We start from the raw sequence: 25,102 nt of genomic DNA, 5'->3' as shown, positions 1-25,102 counted from the left end.
TTTCGAATGCGCTACGAGTACGTAGCGCATTTTTGTGTAAGTAGAGACCGCAAGAACCCTTAATTATTGACGGTTTCACCTTTGCTTGTTTTAAGAGGTTAATAATGAAATCACCTGTGCAAAAGTTCCCGTTAAGATGTTTGTCAATGGCCGTTGTTGCTGCCATGACCCTACATGCACCTGTTTATGCTCAGGAACAAGACGAAGAACAGGTATTAGACGAAGTAGTTACAACGGGTACGCGCCTAAAAGGCACCGCGACTGCGGTGCTACAAGAAAGAAAAAATCAGGCTTTTGTTGCTGACATCCTAGGTGCTGAGCAAATATCCAGAACCGGTGACAGCGACGCGGCATCAGCCCTTAGACGCGTGACAGGCTTGACCCTCGTTGACGGTAAGTTTATTTATGTTCGTGGTTTAGGTGAACGCTACTCAAGTACCCAGCTCAATGGTTCTGCGGTGCCGAGTCCCGACCCCTCACGTTCGGTTATTCCATTGGATTTATTTCCTTCGGATATTATCGAGTCATTATCAGTGCAAAAATCATTTTCGCCTTCTATGCCTGCAGCCTTTGGTGGGGGTAATGTTGATATTCGCCTAAAAACTATCCCTAGCGATTTTGTGTTTAATATGACAGGAAGTCTTGGCGGAAATAGCGAAAACTTTGATGACGCCATTCAATACAACGGCGGCAGTGATGATTGGTTTGGTAAAGATGATGGAACGCGCGCTGCGCCGCAAGAATTTGAGGAGCTGTGGCAAAACAAGCAGTTTTTTAATCGTGAGTTGGGCACCACCGAAGCCAAAGAACTCTTAAAAACCTTAAATCGTGATGTAGATCCGCATATGTCATCTGTTGATCCTGATTTTGGTTTAAATATGACATTAGGTAATATTTACGACTTTAATCAAGATATTAGCTACGGCTTTTTAATGACCGCTGGTTACGATAACAGCTGGAGTGTTGCCGATGAATTTATCGGTGAAGATGCCCAGCGCAACGGTGAAGAAATTCGCTTAGTCCGCTTTTTTGATGAAGTACAAAGTACCGAACACTCCGTTAAATGGTCAGGCATGTTTAACTTCGGTATTGATTACAACAAACAACATCGCATTGATGTTAGCCAAGTCATACTTAATGATACCGTTGACGAAATCAGAGAAAAAATCGGTAACTCAAATAATATTCAATTGAGTGATGGCCAGCGTATTCGTGATATCGAAACGGTTTACGAAGAGCGCCGACTTTACACCACACAGGTAAAAGGCACCCACACCTTTACCGCGCTTAACTTTTTAGCCTTTGACTGGCGCTATTCACTGGGGCGCTCTGCTCGTTATGCACCTGCAAATGTCGATGTGCGCTTTATTTTGACTGACGCAAATGGTGATGGTTTGTATGACAAAGTCAACGAAAGCAGCTTAACGAACGCTAAAACCGCCGCCCGTTATCAGTTTCAAGACTTAAACGACCGGGTTGAAAACGCGGGCTGGAATATGAGTTATCCACTGACCCTCGATAAATGGGAAGTAGAGCTAAAAACCGGTGCAGATTTTGTGTCTAAGTCGCGTACTGCAGACAACCGTCGATTTGATGTTAATACCCGTGGTTTTACTGACAGTTCAGTGCTGGTGGGCTCATCCCTTAACGACATTCTTGGTAATGACGTACTGGATGCTGCCGCGCTAAATTCAACACCGTTAATCTCGAATACTACTATTGATGGTGATGATTACGCAGCCGCGCAAAAGGTTGACGCGTACTACCTTGAAGCCGATTTGTTTTATAACAATCAATGGCGCATCAGTGGTGGTTTGCGCTGGGAAGACTTTCGTCAAGCTGTTGTGCCTTTTAGGCCCAGCTCAAACCAAATCGATATCGATGAAACCGATCCCGATGCATTATCCAAGCTGACATTTCAAGAAGACGATATTTATGCCGCAGTAGCCCTGACCTACTTAATGAGCGATACAATGCAATTTAGGTTTAGTTATGGCGATACCGTAGTACGTCCTGATTTGCGTGAAGTGTCGAACTCTACCTACATTGACCCCTTAACTGACTCGCCAGTGCAAGGTACTCCGGGCCTGCGCACCACAGCGATGAAAAATTACGATGCGCGTTGGGAATGGTATCTCGATCAAGGCGATAACGTATCGATTGGTTTATTTTATAAAGACATGGCCTCACCCATTGAATCGGTGCAGTCACCTTCACAAGATGGTCCACCGTTAATTCGTATTGCAAACGCTGAAACGGGCGAATTAACAGGTATTGAAGTTGAGTTTTTGAAAGGTTTAGGCTTTTTAGGTGGTGAAGTTTGGAACAGCATTTTTGTGTCAGGAAACGTCACGTTATCTGATTCGAAAATCGTTTTGGATCGTCAAAACATCGTTGAACAAACAGGGGTATCTGCTGCCATTACAAATTTAGAGCGCCGTTTAACCGGTCACTCTAAGTATGTGGCTAACCTACAGGTGGGTTACGATGCGCCAAACGGAAATCACTCTGCTTCGCTGGTGTACAACGTGTTTGGTGATCGAATCTTAATCCCTGGTATCGACGGCTTTGATGACAGCTATGAAGCCCCTTTCCATTCAATTGATTTGGTTTACACCTATTACCCTGATTTTAATTCAACGGTAAAGGTAAAAGTCCAAAATGTATTGGATGAACAACGGGAACTTGAGTTTGAAAACACCTTGTTTCGTTCTGAAACAAAAGGAATCGGTTTTAGCCTGTCATATAAACACGAGTTTTAATTGTCATAAAAGTTTAACAAGAGCCGTGCAAGCGGCTCTTGTTGCCGCTTTGCTTCAAATTAGCCATGGGCTTTATGTCAGTCCTGTAATATTTTTGTCACACATTCCTATTATTCTTCGCGCAGTTTTATTGGAGCAGCATCACGCTGTAAAATTAATGTAGGGTTTTAAGAATGAAACGAGTGAGCATATTCACCGGTAAGTTTCGGGCGACAATGATTGCCGTTACTGTGGCTTCGGCTTTTACCGCTAGTACCAGCTTTGCGCAGGAAGATAAAGACCTTAAGCCTGCCGTTAAAACCGCAACTCAAATCAACGAGTCAGCGGCGAATTCTCAGGTCAAAGTGAATAATCTAACTGACCAAATCGACAGCAAATTACAGCAATTTAAAACCATCAATAAAGAAATTGAAGGCTTAGACGTTTACAACAGCCAGTTGCGTAAGCAAATCGCCAATCAAGTGCAAGAAATGGCAGATTTGAACCGCTCCATTGATGATGTCAGTGTTATTGAGCGTCAAATTACGCCTCTTATGATACGCATGATTGACGGCCTTGAGCAGTTTGTTGCCTTAGATGTGCCATTTTTGCAAGAAGAGCGCAGCAATCGTATCACCGACTTAAAAAATATGATGGATCGTGCTGACGTTGCCCCCTCTGAAAAGTTTCGTCGGGTGATGGAAGCGTATCAAGTAGAAATGGATTATGGACGCACCCTAGAAGCCTACGCAGGTTTGCACACCATTGATGGGCAAGAGCGCAACGTGGATTTTTTACGCATCGGTCGTACCGCCCTGATTTATCAAACTCGAGATGGCAGTCTACAAGGTATCTGGAACAAAGAATCTAACAAGTGGGAAGCGCTATCATCTGACTATCGCACCCAAGTGACTAAAGGTTTGCGTATGGCCAAAAAACAAATGGCGCCAGACCTGTTAATGCTTCCAGTTGCCATCACTGATTAAGAGAATGATGAACATGAAATTCACTTTTAAACACACTTGTACCTTAATTTTTGTCTCTGTTTTAAGCATGTCAACGGCCTTCGCCCAAGAGTCAAAAGCCTTGGATTTGGATGCCTTATTGAAGCAGCTCGAGCAAGGTAAATTTCAACAAAGCAAACAAAATTCAGCCCGTGAGCAAGCATTCACCCAAAAGCGCGCTGAGCAAGAACAGATGCTCAAGTCAGCTGGTGCACAGCGTGATGCCGCGTTAAAAACCTCTGAAAAACTTGAAACTGAATTTGAACAAAATGAATTCAAACTAGCCGATTTAAATGGCGCTTTGGATAAACGCCTTGGTTCATTAAAAGAATTGTTTGGCGTACTGCAGCAGATTGCGGGTGACACCAAAAACAAATTTTCAAACTCGGTTATTTCAGCGCAAATTGAGGGCCGCTCTGCGTTTTTAGATGGCCTAGCCCAGTCAATGGGTACCAGCTCTAAATTAGCATCCATTGAAGAAATCGAACGTGTGTGGTTTGAAATTCAACGTGAAATGACTGAATCTGGCAAAGTCACTCGCTTTAACCGCGATGTGGTTGAGGCCGGTGGCGCCAAAGTCAATAAAGAAATCGTGCGAGTTGGGCCATTTGCTTTAGTTGCTGATGGCAAATACCTCGATTACGAAGGCGAGACGGGAACGGTGAATGAACTGATTCGTCAACCCGCTGACCGTTACTTAGACAGCGCCGCAGCCTTACAAAAGTCAAATGGTGAGTTAGTGCAATTTGGTTTAGACCCTACCGGTGGCTCGATCCTTGGCTTATTAGTACAAGCGCCAAGCTTAGAAGAACGTGTGCATCAAGGTGAGCTTGTGGGTTATATCATCATTGCCGTCGGTGCTGTGGGTATATTGGTCGCGTTTTGGCGTTTCTTTGTGCTAAGCAGCATTACTGCCAAAGTGAACCGCCAATTAAAATCTGACACCTTTAAGAGTAATAACCCGCTTGGCCGCGTTATGCAGGTCAAAGACAAGTATCCCGATGTTGATACAGAGGTGCTCGAGCTGCATTTAACCGAAGCTATTTTAGGCGAAGTACCAAAATTAGGTCGCTTCTTGACCTTAGTAAAAATGATTTCGGTCGTCGCTCCTTTAGGTGGCTTGTTAGGCACAGTGACCGGTATGATCGTGACTTTCCAGCAGATTACTTTATTTGGTACCGGTGACCCAAAAATCATGGCGGGTGGTATTTCATCAGCACTTATTACCACCGTACTGGGTTTGGTGGTGGCTATTCCTACTACCTTGCTTTACGCATTATTAAGCACTCAAAGCAAAAACATCGTGATGATTTTGCAAGAACAAGCCGCAGGCGTTATTGCCGAGCGCGCTGAAAGACACGCTAAAGCAAAGGCCTAAGACCATGTTTGTTGAGATCTTTGAATCAATCCGAGACTTCACCGAAACCGGCGGCACGGTGCTGCTGGTTATTGGTGGCCTCATCTTTGTGATGTGGATTTTGATACTGGAAAGGATCCTCTACGTGTCATTTGGTCATAAACAATTAAAACGCCAAACGATCGCACAGTGGAAAAACCGCAGCGACCGCACCTCTTGGAATGCAGAACAAATACGACAAGCGATGATTTCGCGTATCAGCCTGAAATTGCGTTTTAGTTTGCCGATCATCCAAGCCTTAGTGGCGCTTTGTCCGCTGCTCGGCTTAATGGGTACGGTCACCGGTATGATTCAAGTGTTTGATGTGATGGCCATGTCAGGTGGCGGTAACGCTCGGTCAATGGCTGCAGGTGTATCGCAAGCGACGGTGCCCACTATGGCGGGTATGGTTGGCGCTTTGTCGGGTGTATTTGCCTCAACCTGGTTAACGCGTTTAGCCAAAACTGAACGCATTCATTTAGAAGACGCATTAGAAATTCAACGCTAGCGCTGGGCGCCTGCTGAAAGGTAAATACCATGAAACAACATTTTCAAAATTTAGTAGAAGAAGAAGAAGCCACAATCGATATGACACCCATGTTGGACGTCGTATTTATCATGTTGATCTTCTTTATTGTGACGGCGTCTTTTGTCAAAGAGTCGGGTATTGACGTCAATCGTCCTGAAGCAGCGACGGCAGTGAAAAAGGATCGCGCCAATATTTTGGTTGCCATCAGTGACAAAGGTGAGATCTGGATCAACAAACGGCGTATCGATGTGCGTGCGGTACAAGCCAATATTGAACGTTTAAAGGCTGAAAACCCACAAGGTTCCGTGGTGATCCAAGCAGATAGAAAAGCCAACGTTGAAACCTTAATTAAGGTGATGGATGCCTCCCGTGCAGCCGGTGTGTTTGATGTTTCTATTGCGGCACAAGAGTAGCAACACATGTTAAGACTGCTTTTATCTATTTTCCTGGCTGCGCTAATCACGCTTAGCTTGTTTTTGTTAATGCAAGCTTTGATCAAAAGCGCAGACCAAGAACTAAGCGAGCCACCCGTTGGTTCGGTGCTTGATTTTGTGCGCTTAAAACAAGAAGAAGCGGCGCAAACTAAGGATCGTAAACCCCGCAAACCACCGCCCCCAAAGGCGCCACCACCGCAAATGGAACAGCCACAGATGGAAGCAGCCAATCCCAATACTGCCACCAGTGGTATGGACTTTGGTGCTGATGTGACCGCAGATTTAGCCTTAGACGGTGGCCTGGCCTTGGACTCTGGTGACGGTGAGTATTTACCTATTGTTCGGGTTGCTGCGGTGTATCCTCGCCGAGCATTGCAACGAGGTATTGAAGGCTATGTGGATCTAGAATTTACCGTAACCAAGCAAGGCTCAGTGCGCGACCCTAAAGTGGTAGCTGCGTCGCCAGAGGGCATTTTTGAGCAAGCCGCCATGGATGCCGCCTTAAAATACAAATATAAACCTCGCGTAGTTAACGGTGATGCTGCAGAAGTGTCAGGGGTTGAAGTACGGGTTACCTTTGAGATTGGGGGTTAAGAGTCATGAATAAAGCAAAGCTAAAAAATACAGTCAAAGCCATCAGCGTTGTTATGGGATTAAGTGTGTCGATACTGGTTGCAGGGTTTTCTACGGCCTCTTTTGCCCAAGAGAACGGCAACGAACGTAAAACGCAGCGAGTACCAACCTTACGTGGCAAGGTGTATGAGCAACTTTCTCGGGCGCAAAATGCGGCTGATGCGGGTAAACCCAAAGAGGCTTTTTCAATCCTGGATGAAGTGAAAGATAAAGCCAGTTCGATGAACAGTTATGAATTGGCCATGATGTATAACTTTTATGGCTTTATTCACTACAACCTAGAGCAATTTGACGATGCCATCGCTTCGTTTGAGGAAGTGGTAAAACAACAGCCTATTCCTACCTCATTTGAACAGGCAACGTTATTTAGTCTGGCGCAATTGCATATGATGCGCGGTAACTACGATAGCACCATTGAATTTATTGAAAAATGGGAAGCGATACAAAGGCAGGTCACGCCGGGCGCTGACATACCGGCAAAAAACCTTGTTTTAAAAGCGCAGGCTATGTACCAAAAGCAAGATTATGCCAAGGCATCAACTTATATTAACGCCGCGGTTGAGCAGCAAGAAAACAGTGCAGAAGGGTTTCAGGTAGATGAAAACTGGTATGTCTTGCAGCGCGCCGTGTACTTCGAACTCAAGCAGCCAGAGAAAGTGAAAGATGTATTATTAAAGTTAGTTAAGCAGTATGAAAAGCCTGCTTATTGGATCCAGCTGGCGGGTATGTATGGTGAATTAGGTGATGAGAAACAACAACTTGCTTATATGGAAATTGCATACCAAATGGATTACATCGCCACGGGTTCTGATATTTTTAATTTGTCTCAGTTGTATTATTACCATCAAATTCCTTTTAAAGCGGCTTTGTTAATGGAAAGCGGCATGCAGCAAGGTAAATTAACCAAAGATGAGCGCAATTTAACCTTCCTTGCTCAAGCGTGGAGTTTTGCTAAAGAAAACGAAAAAGCGGTTCCGGTGATGATGGCCGCAGCGAAATTGTCAAAAGACGGTGAGCTTGATTCACAATTAGCCCAAACCTACTTGAATATGGAAAAGTGGCAATTGGCCATTGAGTCATCCTTAACTGCGCTTGAAAAGGGCAATCTACGCAATGAAGGGACAGTGCATTTAGTCTTGGGTATGGCGCATTTTAATCTGGGTGATTATACCGTGGCGCTAAATGAATTAGCTGAAGCAGAAAAGCACACGAGTAGCCGAGGTATGGCCAAGCAATGGCTTAAGTTTGTGCAAACGGAACAAGCCAGCACTGAGCGCTTACAAGCTCAACTGGGGAGCTCGGAACCCAGCGGCAACACCTATTTGCCCTAAATAAAAAGTCAAGGATACAAAAGCAGCTTCGGCTGCTTTTTTCGTATTGGTCAAGTGGCGCGATAGGCTCTTATAAACAAAGCCTGCTCACATCTTAGAGGGGCTTAAGTCGCGATTTCTTATGATACTTGTGTACGGGCGAGAGTAACTAGGGGCCGTTTACTATCCTGTTGCGTGCAGTTTAAACTCTAAACATCATTTTCTAAGCTCAAGGTCATATTTTTATTTATCTTGATATTGTTATGTTATAACATTTCTTTATGGTTGGTTTTTAGGAGCTAGAAAGTGAAGTTATATAACAAGGTGATCGTCACAACACTGAGTATTGCAGGGACAAGTGTTTCTTTCTCCCTTGTTGCAGGGCCAAAAGAAGGCGAGGCTGACCTTGATTCAGCTCCCATTGAAAAGATAGAAGTAGTGCAGCACAGACAACCTTTTCGAGGGGATATTCCACTAAAGGAATTACCTCAATCGATACAAACTATCTCGAGCGAACGGCTGCTTGATGCAGGCATAACTGACTTTCAGTCATCACTCAGCTTGAGTAGTGGTATCGCAGCGCAAAACTCCTTTGGTGGCTTGTGGGACAGCTTTGCCATTCGTGGTTTTGCCGGTGATGAAAATTTGCCCAGCGGCTACTTAATCAATGGTTTTAGTGCTGGTCGGGGATTTAGTGGTCGTCGAGATACGTCAAATATTCAAAGTATTGAAATACTAAAAGGGCCAGGCTCGGCTCTATACGGCCGCAGTGAACCTGGTGGCACCATCAATATACTCACAAAAAAGCCCGTTTTCAGTGAGCAGGGTTATTTGCAAGCTTCAGTGGCAAGTTATGATAACTATCGTGTCGAAGGCGATTATTCCAACGCGTTAAATGAGCAACTTGCCTACAGAGTAAATGGCGCTTACAAAGACGCAGACAGCTTTAGAGACACGATAGACAGCCAAAGCTTATCTTTGACACCTTCCATATTATTCAAACTTTCCGACACCTTGCAGCTAAATTATGAGCTAGAGTTTTTGGACCAAGAAACCCCATTTGATCGTGGTATTGTGGTGCTGAACAACGACTTTGATACAGTGCCCCGAGAGCGATTTTTTGGTGAGCCAAATGACGGCCCTATGCAAGTAAAAGCCCTTGGCCACCAACTCACCGTTGAGCAAAAATTCAATGAAAATTGGGATATGTTGTACGGTTTTGGCTATCGAACTTCATCATTTGACGGCTATTCCACAGAGGTCGAATTATCTACAGGCCGACAAATTCTGTATTTGGACAACAAAACGGTTTCTCGCCAGAGACGATACCGAGATTACGATGCAAGGGATTCATCCGCCCGTTTCGAACTCAGTGGGCATATTCAAACAGGGGAACTTTTACATCATGTGCTCATTGGCGCAGATGCCTATGATTATAGCCTCGATCAAATTCAACAGCGCTGGCGCAGTACCTGGGGAGGACAAGATAGCACTTACTCTGTTAACCTTAATTCTCCTGTTTACGGACAGGCTCAGCCTGAGGTAAGCCCCAACACCGATAGGCAAGAAAAACAAAGTGCATTTGGCGTATACCTGCAAGATCAAATTGACCTAAGTGCCCATTGGAGAATGTTGGTGGGCTTTCGTTTTGACAAATTTGAGCAAAATCTGCTTGATCGTTTACATGCGAGCAAAGAGGCGCAATCACAAACTGCCACCAGTCCAAGATTGGGGCTAGTTTATCAAGGCTCAGCAAGCTATTCCATGTACTTGAGTTACTCTGAGGGTTTTAGACCCAATTCCGGCACTACTTCTGAAGGTAAGGCGTTTAAACCCGAACACAGTCAATCCTATGAAGCAGGGATTAAATTTGGCGACGATGCAACAGGTTTCAGCGGCACGTTTGCGATGTTCAAAGCGCAAAAATCTAATATATTAACTGCTGAGCCTAATGGTAGTGGCGAGTCTTTTGCCCTTGGAGAAGCGCAAAGTCAAGGGCTTGAACTTGACTTGCAAGCCGCCTTAGGCGCTGATACCAGTTTACACTTTGCGTATGCGTACACAGATGCTCAAACAGGTAACGACATGGTGAATTTGGACTGGGGTGTCACGATTCCTAGAGGGAGTCAGTTAATTAATATTCCTAAAAATAGCGCCAACTTAACGTTGCAACACTTTACTCAACTGGGCGGCTACGACGCTAAAATCGGCACAAGTGTCAATTATGTAGGTGAACGTTTAGGTGACACTATCGAGCCGAACTACATCTTACCTAACTACACAACAGTGGGTGTTTTTACCTCGCTTAATATAAGCAATAATTTGGTGGCAAGTGTCAATATAGATAATCTATTTGATGCAGAATACTTCGTTAGCTCTTACTCAGCCTTGTGGACCATGCCGGGCACTGCACGCACGATTCAAGCCAGTCTTCGTTATGAGTTTTAATGCTCTTTGTGGATGACATTTGTTAAATGCAAAGTGGTCGGGTAGTGGCCGCTTTGCGTATTCTATTTAGGTTAATTTATGGATATATCGCTGCAACTTACTCAAGAAAATATCAAAAAACGTATAGCCTCTATCGATATTGTTAGAGGCTTGGTGATGCTCCTTATGTTGGTAGACCATGTTCGAGAGCGTTTTTTTTATCATCAACAAGTATCTGATCCAATGGAACTAGATACTACCAGTCCTCAACTGTTTTTTACTCGCTTATCGGCGCATTTTTGTGCCCCAGTTTTTGTGTTTTTAAGCGGATTGTCAGCGTGGTTATACGCGCATCCTGCCAATAAGCCTCAACGTTCACCTCGTGGATTTTTATTTAAACGGGGTGTGTTTATCATCTTTATTGAAATAGCTGTCATCAATTGGTTGTGGATGGGCAGCTATGAGACGTTATGGCTACAAGTTATGTGGGCTATCGGGATAAGTATGCTGGCTCTATCTTTAGCGAGTGCTTTACCTTATAAACTTATTCTCGCTATTGGCTTACTCATCGTGGCAGGGCACAACGCGCTAAGCACGATTCATTTTTCACCCAATGAGTGGGGATACACGATTTGGACTATTTTGCACGATCGCGGTTTTATCTACACCAGTGAGCATTTTGAAATAAAAGCCTCGTATCCTGTGTTACCGTGGATTGGGGTAATTTTGTTGGGGTATTGCATGGGGCCATTGTATTCATCTGTTGTGGCTAGCGCTAAGCGAAAACGTATTTTGCTACTGGCTTTTGCTGGCGCGTGGTTTACCTTGTTAGTCTTGCGTTCATTCAATCTGTATGGTGAAACATTGCCGTGGTCGGTGAGTCTTGATCCCTTCTTAACTGTTATGTCGTTTCTCAATTACACTAAGTATCCACCGTCTTTGGATTTTATATTGCTGACCTTAGGCGGCTTGTTTCTTGCCCTGGCATTGCTAGAAAATGCAGATAATGCGTTCACCAAAGCAATTGAAACCTTTGGCTCTGCCCCAATGTTTTTCTACATTGTGCATCTATTAATTTTGCTCGTGGGATACGAAGTGTTACTTACCACACTAGGCCCTAATCAGGGCGAGTTATTTGCAGTGGATCATGTATGGCAAATTTGGCTCATTGCTATTGGCTTAGCCTTACTGCTGTTTATGCCTACAAAAGCTTTTGCTCAATTCAAACATAGCAGTCGGTCGAACTTGATTAAGTATTTTTAAGGCTGCGCCCTCAGCTCTGCGGCTTAAACGCAGAGTTGCGGCTATTTAGTTTGGTTAAGAAGATGCTGCACAATATCGCTTTTACCGGTGCGGTCTGTACAAATAGCGTAGTACCGTTCAGTAATGTCTAGAGTTTCACCAATGCAACTGACCCCATAACGCTGACTGATGTGCTCAGCAATGCTGCTTGGGGCTGCAAATACTCCGTGGCCTTCTTGACCAAACATTTTCAGCAAGGCGGTGTCGTCGAATTCGGCGACAATTCTAGGACTCATTTTTAAGCGTTCAAACCACGCTAATAAGTTGTATTTCATTGAGGATTTCTCACCCGACATCAACATGCCCGCGTGTTGGAGTGATTGCGGAAAGCCTTTGCGTAGGACTTCGGCTTGACTGTGACTGGCGAAAAAGCTTAAGCCCGATTCTCTTAGAACGTAGCCGTAGGCTTTGATATTACTGCCAGGTATTAAGTTACGATCGGCAATAATCAGGTCGAGTTTATTAATGGCTAAATCAGCACACAAGGTATCAAACTCGCCTTCCTTATAGATAAAGCGGGTTGAATCAAACTTTTTGCTGGTGGAGTGAATTAAGTCAAATGCCAATACTTTAGGCACAGCATCAGTAATGCCTATGGTAAAAGTACGCATGCGTTGCTCGCGTTTTTCTAGCAACATATCTAGTAACTCATGGCCTGAGGCAAAAATCTCTTCTGCGTACTCATACGCGACTTTTCCTAGCGAATTAAGAAACAATCGCTTGCCTATTCGATCAAATAAGGCGGTTCCCAAATAGCTTTCAAAGGTACTAATTTGACCGCTTACCGTTTGCGGTGTGACATGCAGCACTTCTGCCGCTTTAGCCACACTGCCTTCTCTAGCGGTCACAAAAAAGTAGTACAAATGATGGTAATTGAGCTGCGCCATTTTAGTCAGGTATTTCCGATGTAATCGTAAGTTATAATCGACTATATCTTATATTGACGTCATGGCAAGCTTGCCTCCAAATTATATTGCGCTTCACAGGAGTTAGGTTTTATGGGGCATTCGATTACGGCATTGTTTAAACATGAAGCCGCTGGTGGGGTTATTCTTGTCGCGGCGGCTTTGTTTGCGCTCATTATTGCAAACAGCCCTGCCTTTGGCTTATACCAGATGGTATTTGACATGCCAGTCACCATTAGTATTGGTGCATTTTGTATCGATAAACCCATGCTGTTGTGGATCAATGACGGCTTAATGGCCATCTTTTTCTTTTTAATTGGTTTGGAAGTCAAGCGAGAAGTGCTTGACGGCCACTTAAGTTCGCCACAAAAAGTTGCCTTGCCCGCCATCGCCGCAATTGCAGGTATTATGGTGCCCGCTTTATTTTATGCCGCGTTTAACTATCACGACGCGGTTACCTTTAAAGGTTGGGCAGTGCCTGCGGCCACTGACATTGCTTTTGCCTTAGGTGTTTTTAGCTTATTTGGTCGAGCCTTACCTATTACCCTTAAATTATTCCTTCTATCGGTAGCCATTTTTGATGATATCGGCGCCATCATTATTATTGCGCTTTTCTACTCAGCTGATATGTCATTGCTCTCTCTAAGTGTTGGTTTAGCGGGCCTATGTATTCTGTTTTTATTAAATCGTTTCAATGTTGCAAAACCTGCCGCTTATTTAGTAGTGGGTGTTGTCGTGTGGGCGGCAGTCTTAAAGTCTGGAGTGCACGCTACCTTAGCTGGTTTCGCTATTGCGTGGTTTATTCCTTTGAAGCCCACTTTTGATGGCTCAACTCAAAGCTCAAGCTCTATGTTGCTAAAATTAGAAGAGGGTTTGCATACCTGGGTGGCCTTTTTAATTTTACCCGTGTTTGCCTTTGCTAACGCAGGGGTGAGGTTTATTGATGCAGACGTTATTTTACTGCCAGTGGTCATCGGCATCATCGCAGGTCTATTTGTGGGTAAGCAGTTGGGTATTTTCGGCGCCTGTTGGTTAGCCGTAAAACTCGGTGTGGCTAAATTGCCCGCGGGCGTTACGTGGTTGCAGGTGTATGCGGTGTCTATCTTGTGCGGTATCGGTTTTACCATGAGTTTGTTTGTAGGCTCTTTGGCTTTTGAGGGCTACAGCTCTGAATATCTCGATAGTGTCAAAATAGGGGTGTTGAGTGCGTCCTTACTCTCAGCGTGTTTTGGTGCTGTGATCATATCATTGGCCCGCAAAAAGCAGGAGCAGTAAGCTGCAATATAGAACGATTTCTAGAAACTTTGTTTTTTAACTGAAAGAGGGTGTTGTTATGCAATTAAATATTCAGGCACAAAATCTAAATATCAGTGAGCAATTGAAGGAAGAATTTAACCAAAGAGTTACTGCTATTTTCGAGCGAACTCAGCAAAAAATCCGGAAGGTTAGCGTCATTTTCAGTGATGTAAACGGCCCTAAAGGAGGTGAAGATAAGCAGTGTCGTGTGCAACTTGTTTTGTTTGGTTTACCGACGGTCAATGTGGTTGCTAAACAAGCCAATTTGCACAAGGCTTTAGCAAGAGCGCTAAGTGTAGCTAAGCGCACTCTTAGACGGCGTTACAACAAACTGCGCAAAGTCGAGCATGTCTCTGTGCGGCAATTATCTCATGGCGAATTAAGTTTAATTTTAGATCAATCTGGAGTGTCATATGTCTAGTCAAATGCAATTTTCTCACACTGCTACTGGTAGAGTGGAGGTAGGCAGCGTCAACAAGGTGCTGCGTAATACTTACGCTTTGTTAGCAATGACCTTATTGTTTAGTGGTCTTACGGCGAGTTTGGCGGTAGTTTTGAATATGCCACCACTGGGCCTATTACTTACATTGGGTGGGTATTTCGGCCTGTTGTTTTTGACCCATAAAACCCAAAACTCTGCCGCTGGTCTCCTTAGTGTCTTTGCGTTGACAGGATTTATGGGGCTTACGTTAGGACCATTATTAAGCGCTTATTGGGCTGGGGCGCCTACTGTAGTGATTAAAGCAGCGGTAACAACAGCTGTGGTGTTTGTTGGTCTATCAGCTTATGCCGTCTTTAGTAAGCGAGACTTTTCCTTTTTACGTAGCTTTTTGGTGGTTGGCATCATCGTTGGTTTTGTATTGGGCCTCACTGCCTTCTTTATGGAATCAAGCGCTTTATCATTGGCGGTTTCAGCGATGTTTGTGCTGCTGATGTCTGGCTTAATCTTGTATGAAACCAACAACATAATAAAAGGCGGAGAAACCAATTATATTATGGCTACGGTGAGTCTTTTTGTGGCTATTTTTAATTTGTTTACTAGCTTATTGCATCTACTTGGCGCCAGTGGTGACTCAGAGTAAGGATGCTTTTCACGACAAGGCGAATGCTGTCAATTCTGAAGTATCTCGCTCGTCTTGACACATTAAAAGTGGATAAGCTATTTTCCCCCATGTGCATTAATATTCAATAAACCCACTCAGTAGTGGGTTTATTGTTTGTCTGCCTAACTGTTCAGTGAACACTGGTCGTACTATCGCTTTTACAAATATGGTGTTACTTTTCAGTATCAACGTTTACGTCAGTAGTTGAGATGCAACAAACTAAAGTAAAATTATCGCAAAGCGATATCAGAAATGGTCTAACCAATATTGTTATCGCCAGTACCTCCGTTTTAACCATTTTTGCCTTACTGGCGTCTTTGTCACGTTATCAACAAATTGGGTTTCAGCCCGTAATGGCGGCTCATGTCATATTGTCTTTATTGGTCACTTTGTTATTTTTGTTTAGAAAACATATTTCTTTGTCCATACGTGCTTACACCATATGCAGTGCCTTTTTTGTTGCAGGGCTTGTTGGTTTGGTGTCTTTCGGTCTAGCGGGGGAAGGCACTATTTTATTGCTTGGCGCCTGTATTTTTGCCAGTTTATTGGTGAATATGAAGTTAGCCGTCGCATTTGCTATTGTTGCCTGCCTGCTGAAATTGGCAGGGTTTGTTTTAGCCCTAAAAGGGCAGTTGAATTTTAATATTGACGTCGGTCCTTTTTTGCTTTCGCCTGCAGCATGGTTAAACAGTGCAATCACATTCAGTTTTATTGTGACTATCAGTTTGTTATTGATTAAGCGCTTTTCTGCTTATCTCAGAGGCTTTTTAAGTTCGCAAGCCAACATTATTCGTTCTCAAACTAAACAGTTAGTCACCTCAGAAAGTATTTTAGAAGCCGTGGTTAATTCGTTGCCTTACGGCGTATTGTGGAAAGACACTGAGCTTCGCTACTTAGGCGCTAATCAACGATTTTTAGATGACGCTAAAATACGAGATTTATCGAAAATATTGGGCAAAAACGATGCGGAGATTTTCCCAAAAGCCTTGGTTGATCAGTTTGCACCATTAGATCAAAAGGTTTTGATTAATGGACAAAATACAGAGAACAGCAAAGAAAGACACAAAGATAAAGAGGGCAATACCGTCTTTCTCGCTGCGACTCGTAAGCAGTTAGTGACAAACAATGGCGAATTATTGGGAATTTTAAGTGCCTATCATGATGTAACAGAACGAACATTAATGGAGCAAGAGCTTAGGGATGCAAAGCAGCTTGCTGATCAAGCCAGTTTAGCTAAGTCGCTGTTCTTAGCAAATATGTCACACGAGATTCGTACCCCTCTTAACGGTATATTAGGCCTTATCGAATTAAGCCTCCAAACCAAACTTGATGGGACACAGACAGATTATCTGAGCAAGGCTAAGTTGTCGGCCAATCTACTCTTGCAGATCATTAACGACATCCTCGATATCTCTAAGATTGAAGCCAACCAAATGGACTTAGAAGTTATTCCCTTCAATATCAAAGCCATATTAGCCAATGTGAACGAGCAGTTTCACTATATTGCACAAACTAAAAATATCCGCTTTAGTGTCCAGTATCATGGTCCTCAGTCTATCTGGCTTGCGGGAGATCCAACCCGTTTAATGCAGATCTTGATTAACTTGTGTTCGAACAGTATTAAGTTCACTGAACACGGCGAGGTGACCTTAGCATGTCGACTTGTTCAAGAGGGCCTTAACGGGAAGCTGAGCCTTAAAATTACTGACAGCGGTATTGGCTTAAATCAAGACGCTCTTGCCATATTGTTTAGAAAATTTACTCAGGTAGATAGTTCGATTAGTCGCAAGTTTGGTGGTACAGGTCTGGGCTTGTCCATTGTTAAGGGCATAGTAGACATGATGTCTGGCAGCATATCGGTAACCAGCGAACCCAACAAAGGCAGTTGTTTTACCGTTACGTTGGACTTGCCAGTGGTCACTGCACCCGGATCTGTGCATCAACCTGTTAAAAAAGCCGATTTGGCTGGCAAACGGATCTTGGTGGTAGAAGACAATGAAATAAATCGCGTCATTGTTGAAGAGCTACTTGGAAAGGTGGGTGCAGAAGTGATGTGTGCTGAAAATGGCCAGATTGCCATAGATACATTGGCACTAGGCGTATTTGATTTGGTGTTGATGGATATTCAAATGCCGGTTATGGATGGTTGTTCCGCCATTCGCACTATTCGGGCGATGGATAAATACCAGTCATTGCCAATAATCGCCTTAACTGCCAATGCCATGAAGCACGAAATCGAGTTATATAAAACCCTGGGTTTTAACGCCCATGTAACCAAACCGTTCAATTTCGATTCGTTACTGGGGCAAATCCATCAGCAGTTACATTAATACCTAATCGTATCACTTATGAACTAACAAACTGTTTGCGTTCAATCCATAGGGCAGTGCAGGCCAGTAAAAATACCAACAAGCTCCAACGTTTATTCAAGGCTTCACTTTGTTCTGTGGGCCTTGGCGCAGTCAGTGCCTGACTGCGTTTAGCTTGGTATAAACTCGCTCTTTGTTTGCGTTGCTGTTGCCAGGCTTGCCAATCATCAGCTTGATAGACATAGAGATATTGTTCATCAATTACGGGGGCGGTTTGAGCGTCTTGCTCAGTCGCTGGTTGCGGCGCACCATCATAAAGTGAAAACCTTAGCCAAGTTGAGGTGTCAGGCCAAATTTGCCCACAGTATTTTTCTGTCTGGAAGGGGGCACGCGCCAGTGGAAATGTTTGTCGTTGTATTCCATGCAAAGAAGCTAGCTGCGATGTTTGCTTCACAAAGGGGGTCTTTGCTGTTGTTAAGGCGCACAGAGACATGCGTTGCTGGACAATGGGTAAGCTATCCCTTGCTTGCTCTAACCAGTATCCTAAGCCTGAGGTGGTCGCAAGTTGAGCACTTAAGTATTGCCAAAACTGCGAATAGTGCTCACTGGCGCCCGATAATTGCCATTGATAACTACTGTTTATCAAACTCAGGGCTACATAACCTTTACCTATGGCAACAGAGCTGACTAAGGCTTGCCCCTGTGTTGTTGTAACCCATGTTTGCCCTTGGTCAGTTTCGAGGATGAACGGTTGTACGTCGAGGGCCTTTGAAGGTTGTTGCTCTGCCCACTTTACGAAAACCTCATTTTTTTGCACAGGCGAGATTGCACTGAGGCTAAAGCGACTGAGTAATTCATCATTAGGCTGCGCAGTGCTTTGCACGACGCTAGCATCAGCTAAAATCAGTAAACCTAAACCCTGTTCAACCGCACTGTGAAGTGTTTTTTTCTGGTCTGACTCAAGAGCATTGTATGCACGCCCATCCATTAACATTAAATCAAAGCTACTCAAGGTTTTATTGTTGAGGTTGAAGGTCGCAGAAGGTTTGTCAGCATAGTTATAATGTTGTACCAAGTGCTTGGTTTTGCTGATTTGGCTTACCACACTAACCGCTGCGTTGAATGCAGTTGCCCAATCTTTGACATTGCGTGTTTCAAAAGAGGGGGCCGATTGGTAAATGAGTAAGTTAAAGGGTTGAGGAGACTCAACCGACAATGCAATTGTTTCTGATATCATTGGACTGTCATCGACATTTTGCTCGGCGCTTTTATATACCTGTACTTCGTAATGCCAATTACCTGCTAATTGAGCGGGCAACGTAAATTCGAAATCGTCACCGTTACGCAAAGTGTGACTTTGCAGTGTTTGTTGAGTGGGATCCAATAAGGAGAGTTTGTACCACGTTGACTGCGCATCTTGCTTATCTGCGATAAAGAGTTGTCCGCTGATAGTAATAGGTGCGCCAAGCTGTGGATGGCGAGGCCACGACATATTGAGTAAACCAGAAATCGGTTCAGATGGCACATACTCAATAAGTAACTCAGGGAACTGTGCTACCAATGATTGCCATTGTTCAGCGCTCAAGCCATCACCTACCACGGTGAGTTGTTGAAGCCTAGGTTGCCAATCAGCCAGCTGTGAAAGATGACTGAGTTGGCGCATGTTTGAGCTATCGATTGCAGGTGTTAAACGCTCGCCTTGCAATACATAAGCGGGATCTTCACCCTGTGCATCTTGAATCGTTTTTCGATTCACTTCAGACAAGTGACCAGCGGTCAGCAGCCACGCTTTTGACAATTTTTGCTGGCTTATTTGCACTTCAGTAAGTAGCAGCATAAGGGCGACGGCAGCAATCACGTTTAGCCCCATAATGGTAAATTTGTAAATTGCTTTCTTTGATTTTAAACGCTTGTAGCTAAAGTATATGCTTACTAGCATTGCTATGCTTAACACGCTAATTACCGTTAAGCTGGTGGTGAAAGTTTGGCTATTAAGGCTCAATGCTGCAAACACCTTTAGGGCTCCTGCTGTAAAAACTTCTGATAGTTGCTTACCGCAGAATTGCTATTTAAGTACGCTTTTTTCAGTGTGCTTGGACTAGCTACAGGTGCTGGTAAACGTTGCCAAAGCTGTTGGCTTAACGCAACAATACAACGACGGCATTGCAATTTAAGTTTGTCGGCATTGAGCTGGAGCTGCTCCAGTGTGGCGACAAAACTAATGGCATCAGTATTCTGAGAGGCCTCATCCAAAAAAAGCTGTTTTAATGAAGTAAATTGCTCTGAATTAAGAGTTAATTGTGTTGCAGTATCGGCGCTGAATAACCAAGTGTTAAGCGCTCTAAGTGCATCTTCAATCAAGGTGTTAGTTTGAATAAGCGTGGCAAGGTCCTTGTTCTGAGAGCGAGCGACGATATCGTTTAGCTTGCCTTGATAACGGCGAGCTTCACTCACTGGAGGCGGTTCAAATCCCAAACGTTTGACGTAAATACGTTCGGCTTGTTTCGCTCTATTTAAATAGCGTAAGGCTTCTTTTTCAAAAGGTAGGGCCAGCTCTGGTGCCGCTTGTAATAAGTGGCGTTCGGCGTCCCACATATTGGCAATTGACCGTTTCATTAAGGCTACAGGGCTGGGTTGTTCAGGTTTACCAATATACCCTAAATCAGCTTCGCCATGGTTATGACCGTATTGGGCGATCAATTGACCGTAGGCATCTTGGTTATTGGTCTCTGATGACGCTTCTTCATGCCCGTGCGCATGTTGCTCGGGTTTGTTTGCTTGTTCATCATGCTTATCTGCGTCATCGTGGTCTTGCTCGTCTTCATGAGCATGCTCAATAACGGGGCCTGATTCCATGCTGTGTAGAGTAGCACCTTCAAATTCATCACCTAAAAATTCGCCGTATTTCTGTTTCAAGTCGCTTTGTGCTTGGCCTAAGGATTGAGACGTTTGTTTAAATTGGTCGTCGCTAAGTAGGGGCTTTTCAGCGATTAACTGCTCGGTTTCAATAATAATTTGCCGCTGACTTTTGAAATAGGCTGGGAGCACACTTTGCAACAGACCTTCGCTGGCTAATTCATTTTGCTCTTCTTCTAACCAGCGCACTATCTTGCTTGGTGAGCGAGTTTGCTGGGGCTGAGGTTGCCGATTATCTGTGGCAATAATGGTGAAGTACATTTCATCACCAGGCGCCATATCAAGTTCGCTCAATGTCCATTTTTTAAAGTAATGAGACTTGCCTTCGATAAGTTGTTGCTGATCAAAATGAAACTGCTGGTCGCGAAACTTAACCGCCTCGCCAGAGCCTTTGGCAATAGATGCCACTATATCAACGGCAGTAATAGCATAATCGTCGTTCACCACCACCTCAACATCAAGTACTGGTGAAGTGTCTTTTGCAAATTCTGTGGTGGTGAGGACGGGTTTGATAAAACGAATAATGGGCGCAAGGTCGGCAGTCACCGCCACGGTATTGAGTTCACCTATTTGCCCCTCAGGGCCAATGATAGAATAGACAGTGGATTGAGTGAATATAGCGTCAGCTCGGTATGTGTGATTCGAGAGATATTCAAATTCAATTTGTTGGCCATCACTGAGTTGTAATAGGTAAACATTGCTCGTGTTTTGTTCTTCAAATTGCAATAGCCATTCAACCTTTGCACCCGCTACTACTTGCAGGCTTAGTTTAGAGCCTGTTTCACTAGCAAGTTGAGTGTAGGGCGGCGGCGTAATCTGTACTTGGATAGAAGCCAGTGTTGGGGGTAGCACCTGCTTTGCCTCTGCGCTTACCTGCTGCGGGGATGCTGAATTATCGCTTTGTAGCGATAAATTTATACCAGCTAAAATGATCAACAAACTCATAATACTGAGGCTGATATATTTGTTTAAATGCAAAGAATGCCACAAAAAGCGCTGCTGTGATAATAGCGCAGCTACACGAGGCATAATTTTATCTCGTTGCATGCTTTGTAACACATTGAGCTGGGCTGGTGTTTGTAGCACCAACTGAGCGCTTTCTTGTAGTTCGGGATAGTGGCGATTGTAATGCAATAGCAGATTAGCCGGGGTGATGGCTTGAAAAGCGGGTGATTTGCTGGTCAGCAAGAGCCTAGAAATCAGCAGTACTAGGCTGATGAAACTAAGCATCAGGGCAGGTAAATTAAGATAATAGCTACCAAAGGCTAACAGTAATAACAGCAAGGGTAAAAGGCTTAATAGCGCGCGCAGCAAGCGAACCGCTTTGTATTGCTTTACAATTTTTGCTAGTGCTTGGTCAATGTGGGTTTGCTGCTCACTCATTGCGTGCTGCTCGATGTAGACTGTTTTTCACTCAGTAGTCTTTCGGCTAAAAACAGCAAACAAATCAACCAGATTAACCACGTAAGATCTGAATCGCTCCGAGCGGCCTTTTGTTCGGATCTCAGGTCTAAAGCACCTGCGGTATTCTGACTCTGACCTAAGGCTTGAATATATTCAGCAGAATAAAATTCAACAGTGTTGTCGGCGCTAGGAAACATCATTTCAGCTAGCAATAGGGGCAAGGTGACTGATTCAAGGGCATTGCTCCACCGGGGTTCAAAGCGGCTATAAAACTGCACGATGCTGCCAGCTTGCTGTTCCGACTCACTGAGTAAAGGCTGCGATGCTGTGGTATGCCAGCGATGTTTTGCTCGAGTTTCAGGAAAACTGATATGGGGGACTATCGCTAAACGGGCGCCTGACAACCCAAGCCCTAAGTCACTTTGCCACAAGGCTGCGTTACCATCACCTGGGGCTTGTAAGATAAGGCGACGTGAGTCGTTAATTTGCTTGAGCAGCCTATCTGGCACAGGACTGTCGCTTAACCAAAATATCACTTGGGCCTGCTGGGGGGCATCCTCTGATGGCAGCGTTTCTGATGGGGTCGCGCTGACGGGGCCCCCTTGCGAGGCTAAATTTGCAATGGCTCTGACGTCGAGTGTCACATCAGGGCGGTCTTGCTTTTTCAATGCATTAATGGCGCCAACCAAATAGCGCTGACTATGTGCGGTTTGTGCTTCAAAGTACACAGCGATAGTGACGTGTGGTTTGTCAATGGCCTTGGAGATGGCACTGAGATCTTTGACATGCCACTCAATGGCTTGGGCTATCGGTACGCTTGGGCCACTAAACTGCGCAGCTCGATTAGTCACGTACACAGTCAAAGACTCATGCGCTGCAAGCTGGCTGCTGTAACTACTCATCTTAGCCCAGATATTCACTGGGGCCACAGGGCTGGCTACTGGGCCATTGAGAATTTGTGTGCTGTCTAAAGTTTGTTGTAAGTCTATTCTCGCCGGGCTATCAAGCAGCGCGACTTTTTTGTGTTGAGCCTGACTCGCAAGTGCTTGCCTTTCTTCTATAGAGCTGGCTTGTAACCAATCTTGACTCACCAGTATGAGGCCCTTGTCTTCTCTATTATGGTTGAGTTTTGGGGCAGCCAAAAAAAACGCAAGAAGCAGGCATATCAGCACTCGAAGTAACAACAATATTCGCTGGTGTAATGTAAGTTGGCGACGCAGTTGGTTTTTTTGTTGGGGCAGCAAGGTGACCGGAGCAAAATAAATCAAACGCGCCCGATATCGATTAAACAAGTGAATAATTATAGGGATTAACGTCGCCAGTGCCGTCAGCAAATACCAGGGATTAGCCAGTTGCAACCAGCCTGGTTGACTGAGCCAATCAAACATAAGGGCTCGCTATCTCAAAGACGACGTTTAGCATTAGGCTCATCGAAGTCGCCGCCTTAAGCTTAAAATTTGATGCAAGGTTGCATCCAAAGGTTTATCAATATTGGCTATTGTATGGCCAATCTGGGCTTGATTGAGCTGTGATGCTAGAACGTGGTTAAACTCAGCACGGGCAGCTAAGTAGTCACGTTTTGCATCTTTTGCCCACAATAAGCGGCTTTGATGACTTTCTAAATCTTCAAATCGAATCAGCCCTTCATAGGGAAAAAGTACCTCGTCATCTGACTCTAGCTGTATCGCCATCACCTCGGTTTTACTGCCATTTAACTTGCGCATAAAGGCTAAAATATCTTGGTTATGTTGATAAAAGTCACTAACAACAATGACTAAGGCATTGTCTTGTAATCTGGCTAAAGGTTTGAGCAAGGTTTGGGCCGCAGGAAAGGTGCCCCCCGCTTTTATTCGCGCCAGCGCAAGTAAGACCTTGCGCCAATGCTGTGCCCCATTGTGGGCCGGTAAAAACTGCGGATTGTCTTGCGATAAATTCAACAAACCAATGGCGTCGCCTTGTTGCTGAGCCAAGTAGGACAGGGTGGCCAACAGAGTACGAGCATAATCAAGTTTATGCCAAGAGCGTGGGTCATCAGGTTGACTATGCACGGACTGTTGCAACATAGAATTGCTGCTATCAATCACCAGCCATACATTGATATTGCTCTCACGCTGCGCTTCTCGCACAAAATATTTATCGGAGCGTGCATACAATTTCCAATCTATTTTGCTTAACGCATCGCCTGGCTCATAACTACGATATTGACTGAACTCTACCCCTGTACCCTTTTGAATACTGTGTTGCACGCCCTGCAAAAAGCCCTGAGCGAGGCATTTCGCCAATAAAGGTAAGTCTTTAATCCGCGCTAATGCACTCGGGTTGAGCAAGTTAAGAGACTGCGAAGTGGTATTAGCCATGGGTTGTCATTTACACCAAAGGGCTAACGGGTAAACTAAGAGCTTGCAATAAGTTATCAATAACCTGATCGCTTTGCATATTATCGGCTTCAGCTTGAAAATTGAGTAAGATGCGATGGCGCAATACGCTGTGTGCCACCGCTTTTATGTCGTCTACGGTCACCGCAAAACGGCCCTGTAAAAAAGCCCGCGCTTTGGCGCAAAGGGTCAGTGCTTGTCCGGCTCTTGGGCCAGCTCCCCAGCGCACAAACTGAGTAATGGCAGCAACGTCGCTGGTTTCTGGGCGGGTTGCTCTGACTACACGGCTCACATAGTCAAGCAGTGGCTCAGCCATTTCCACTTCACGCACTAAGCTTTGTAAGGCGATAATATCTTGGGCTTGTAATACTGCATTGATATGCGTTGAAACATTGCTGGTGGTGCGGCGTAATATTTCTATTTCTTCTTCTGCACTGGGGTAACCCACACGAATAAACAGTAAAAAGCGGTCGAGCTGTGCTTCAGGCAGCGGATAGGTGCCTGACTGTTCTACAGGGTTTTGGGTGGCTAAAACGAAAAAGGGCTTTGGCAGGGCATAACTGTGACCAGCGTAACTGACCTTTTTTTCTTGCATGGCTTCAAGCAAAGCCGCTTGGGTTTTAGGTGGTGTACGATTAATTTCATCAGCTAGCAACAGATTGGTGAAAACAGGGCCTTGTTGAAATTTAAAAAAGCGTTTACCACTGTCGTGGTCGGTTTCTAAAATTTCGGTACCAATGATGTCGCTAGGCATTAAATCAGGGGTAAATTGCACACGTGTAAAGTCAAGGTCTAAGGTCTGTGCCAAGGAGCTCACCATTAAGGTTTTTGCCAAGCCTGGTACGCCTTCTAATAGGCAATGACCGCCAGCCAACATACCCATTAATACCTGTTGAACCACATCTTGTTGGCCTACAATGACTTTGCCGACTTCATCTTGTACCAGGCTTAATTTTTGTTGAAGTTCGCTAACTTGCTGGGCGCTTATTGTTTGGTCACTCATTTTCATTTTTCCTTG

At 44.6% G+C, this 25,102-nt stretch carries 19 protein-coding genes; 13 read left to right on the top strand and 6 right to left on the bottom strand.

What is annotated here, in order from left to right; genetic code table 11:
- Nucleotides 1-104 precede the first annotated feature (104 nt).
- The 9 genes from ACEN2L_RS05500 (at nucleotide 105) to ACEN2L_RS05460 (ending at nucleotide 11,737) form a co-directional block, all read left to right on the top strand.
- On the top strand, nucleotides 105-2,762 hold the full coding sequence (locus ACEN2L_RS05500) for a TonB-dependent receptor domain-containing protein (protein ID WP_441742342.1): 2,658 nt from the start codon (nucleotides 105-107) through the stop codon (nucleotides 2,760-2,762).
- A 173-nt stretch (nucleotides 2,763-2,935) separates the two neighbouring features.
- The gene (locus ACEN2L_RS05495; RefSeq protein ID WP_441742340.1) at nucleotides 2,936-3,727 is read left to right on the top strand and encodes a DUF3450 domain-containing protein; all 792 of its coding nucleotides are present in this window, start codon (nucleotides 2,936-2,938) and stop codon (nucleotides 3,725-3,727) included.
- Between the two features lie 13 nt (nucleotides 3,728-3,740).
- The gene (locus ACEN2L_RS05490; RefSeq protein ID WP_441742338.1) at nucleotides 3,741-5,123 is read left to right on the top strand and encodes a MotA/TolQ/ExbB proton channel family protein; all 1,383 of its coding nucleotides are present in this window, start codon (nucleotides 3,741-3,743) and stop codon (nucleotides 5,121-5,123) included.
- A 4-nt stretch (nucleotides 5,124-5,127) separates the two neighbouring features.
- Nucleotides 5,128-5,649, top strand: coding sequence for a MotA/TolQ/ExbB proton channel family protein (locus ACEN2L_RS05485; protein WP_306019884.1), 522 nt, complete (start codon nucleotides 5,128-5,130; stop codon nucleotides 5,647-5,649).
- A 29-nt stretch (nucleotides 5,650-5,678) separates the two neighbouring features.
- Complete coding sequence (locus tag ACEN2L_RS05480; RefSeq protein ID WP_306019883.1) at nucleotides 5,679-6,083, top strand: ExbD/TolR family protein; 405 nt, start codon at nucleotides 5,679-5,681, stop codon at nucleotides 6,081-6,083.
- Nucleotides 6,084-6,089: 6 nt separating this feature from the next.
- Entirely contained in the window at nucleotides 6,090-6,698 is a 609-nt protein-coding gene (locus ACEN2L_RS05475) for an energy transducer TonB (protein ID WP_306019882.1), read from the top strand.
- A gap of 5 nt (nucleotides 6,699-6,703) precedes the next feature.
- On the top strand, nucleotides 6,704-8,068 hold the full coding sequence (locus tag ACEN2L_RS05470) for a tetratricopeptide repeat protein (RefSeq protein WP_441742335.1): 1,365 nt from the start codon (nucleotides 6,704-6,706) through the stop codon (nucleotides 8,066-8,068).
- A 285-nt stretch (nucleotides 8,069-8,353) separates the two neighbouring features.
- A complete protein-coding gene (locus ACEN2L_RS05465) occupies nucleotides 8,354-10,495 on the top strand; it encodes a TonB-dependent siderophore receptor (RefSeq protein WP_441742333.1) in 2,142 nt (713 codons plus the stop codon).
- Between the two features lie 78 nt (nucleotides 10,496-10,573).
- Nucleotides 10,574-11,737, top strand: a complete 1,164-nt coding sequence (locus ACEN2L_RS05460; protein ID WP_441742331.1) for a DUF1624 domain-containing protein — start codon at nucleotides 10,574-10,576, stop codon at nucleotides 11,735-11,737.
- A 41-nt stretch (nucleotides 11,738-11,778) separates the two neighbouring features.
- On the opposite strand, the gene ACEN2L_RS05455 is transcribed toward ACEN2L_RS05460, so the two are convergent.
- Nucleotides 11,779-12,663, bottom strand: a complete 885-nt coding sequence (locus tag ACEN2L_RS05455) for a LysR family transcriptional regulator (protein ID WP_306019878.1) — start codon at nucleotides 12,661-12,663, stop codon at nucleotides 11,779-11,781.
- A gap of 111 nt (nucleotides 12,664-12,774) precedes the next feature.
- Here ACEN2L_RS05455 and nhaA point away from each other — a divergent pair, with 111 nt between their 5' ends.
- From nhaA to ACEN2L_RS05435, 4 genes are all read left to right on the top strand, one after another.
- Nucleotides 12,775-13,956, top strand: coding sequence for a Na+/H+ antiporter NhaA (gene nhaA / locus ACEN2L_RS05450; RefSeq protein ID WP_441742329.1), 1,182 nt, complete (start codon nucleotides 12,775-12,777; stop codon nucleotides 13,954-13,956).
- Between the two features lie 58 nt (nucleotides 13,957-14,014).
- Nucleotides 14,015-14,398 (top strand): HPF/RaiA family ribosome-associated protein, encoded by a 384-nt coding sequence (locus ACEN2L_RS05445; RefSeq protein ID WP_306019875.1) that lies wholly within the window; start codon nucleotides 14,015-14,017, stop codon nucleotides 14,396-14,398.
- A complete protein-coding gene (locus tag ACEN2L_RS05440; protein WP_441742327.1) occupies nucleotides 14,391-15,059 on the top strand; it encodes a Bax inhibitor-1/YccA family protein in 669 nt (222 codons plus the stop codon). Before ACEN2L_RS05445 ends, ACEN2L_RS05440 begins: the two co-directional genes overlap by 8 nt.
- 230 nt (nucleotides 15,060-15,289) lie before the next feature.
- Nucleotides 15,290-17,410, top strand: a complete 2,121-nt coding sequence (locus ACEN2L_RS05435; protein WP_441742325.1) for an ATP-binding protein — start codon at nucleotides 15,290-15,292, stop codon at nucleotides 17,408-17,410.
- 16 nt (nucleotides 17,411-17,426) lie between these two features.
- Here the strand turns inward: ACEN2L_RS05435 and ACEN2L_RS05430 are convergent, their stop codons facing one another.
- From ACEN2L_RS05430 to ACEN2L_RS05410, 5 genes are all read right to left on the bottom strand, one after another.
- On the bottom strand, nucleotides 17,427-19,328 hold the full coding sequence (locus tag ACEN2L_RS05430) for a hypothetical protein (RefSeq protein WP_441742324.1): 1,902 nt from the start codon (nucleotides 19,326-19,328) through the stop codon (nucleotides 17,427-17,429).
- A 77-nt stretch (nucleotides 19,329-19,405) separates the two neighbouring features.
- On the bottom strand, nucleotides 19,406-21,688 hold the full coding sequence (locus ACEN2L_RS05425) for a hypothetical protein (protein ID WP_441742322.1): 2,283 nt from the start codon (nucleotides 21,686-21,688) through the stop codon (nucleotides 19,406-19,408).
- A complete protein-coding gene (locus ACEN2L_RS05420) occupies nucleotides 21,685-23,097 on the bottom strand; it encodes a BatA domain-containing protein (protein WP_441742320.1) in 1,413 nt (470 codons plus the stop codon). The genes ACEN2L_RS05425 and ACEN2L_RS05420 overlap by 4 nt, the downstream gene beginning before the upstream one ends.
- Before the next feature lie 39 nt (nucleotides 23,098-23,136).
- A complete protein-coding gene (locus tag ACEN2L_RS05415; protein ID WP_441742318.1) occupies nucleotides 23,137-24,066 on the bottom strand; it encodes a DUF58 domain-containing protein in 930 nt (309 codons plus the stop codon).
- A 10-nt stretch (nucleotides 24,067-24,076) separates the two neighbouring features.
- Nucleotides 24,077-25,087 carry an AAA family ATPase gene (locus tag ACEN2L_RS05410; RefSeq protein ID WP_441742316.1) on the bottom strand — a complete coding sequence of 337 codons (1,011 nt, stop codon included), beginning with the start codon at nucleotides 25,085-25,087 and terminating at the stop codon, nucleotides 24,077-24,079.
- Nucleotides 25,088-25,102: the final 15 nt, after the last annotated feature.

It is taken from the genome of Flavobacterium sp. W21_SRS_FM6 (assembly GCF_052119645.1).
GTDB lineage: Bacteria > Pseudomonadota > Gammaproteobacteria > Enterobacterales > Alteromonadaceae > Paraglaciecola.
This window is presented reverse-complemented; position numbering and strand designations above follow the sequence as displayed.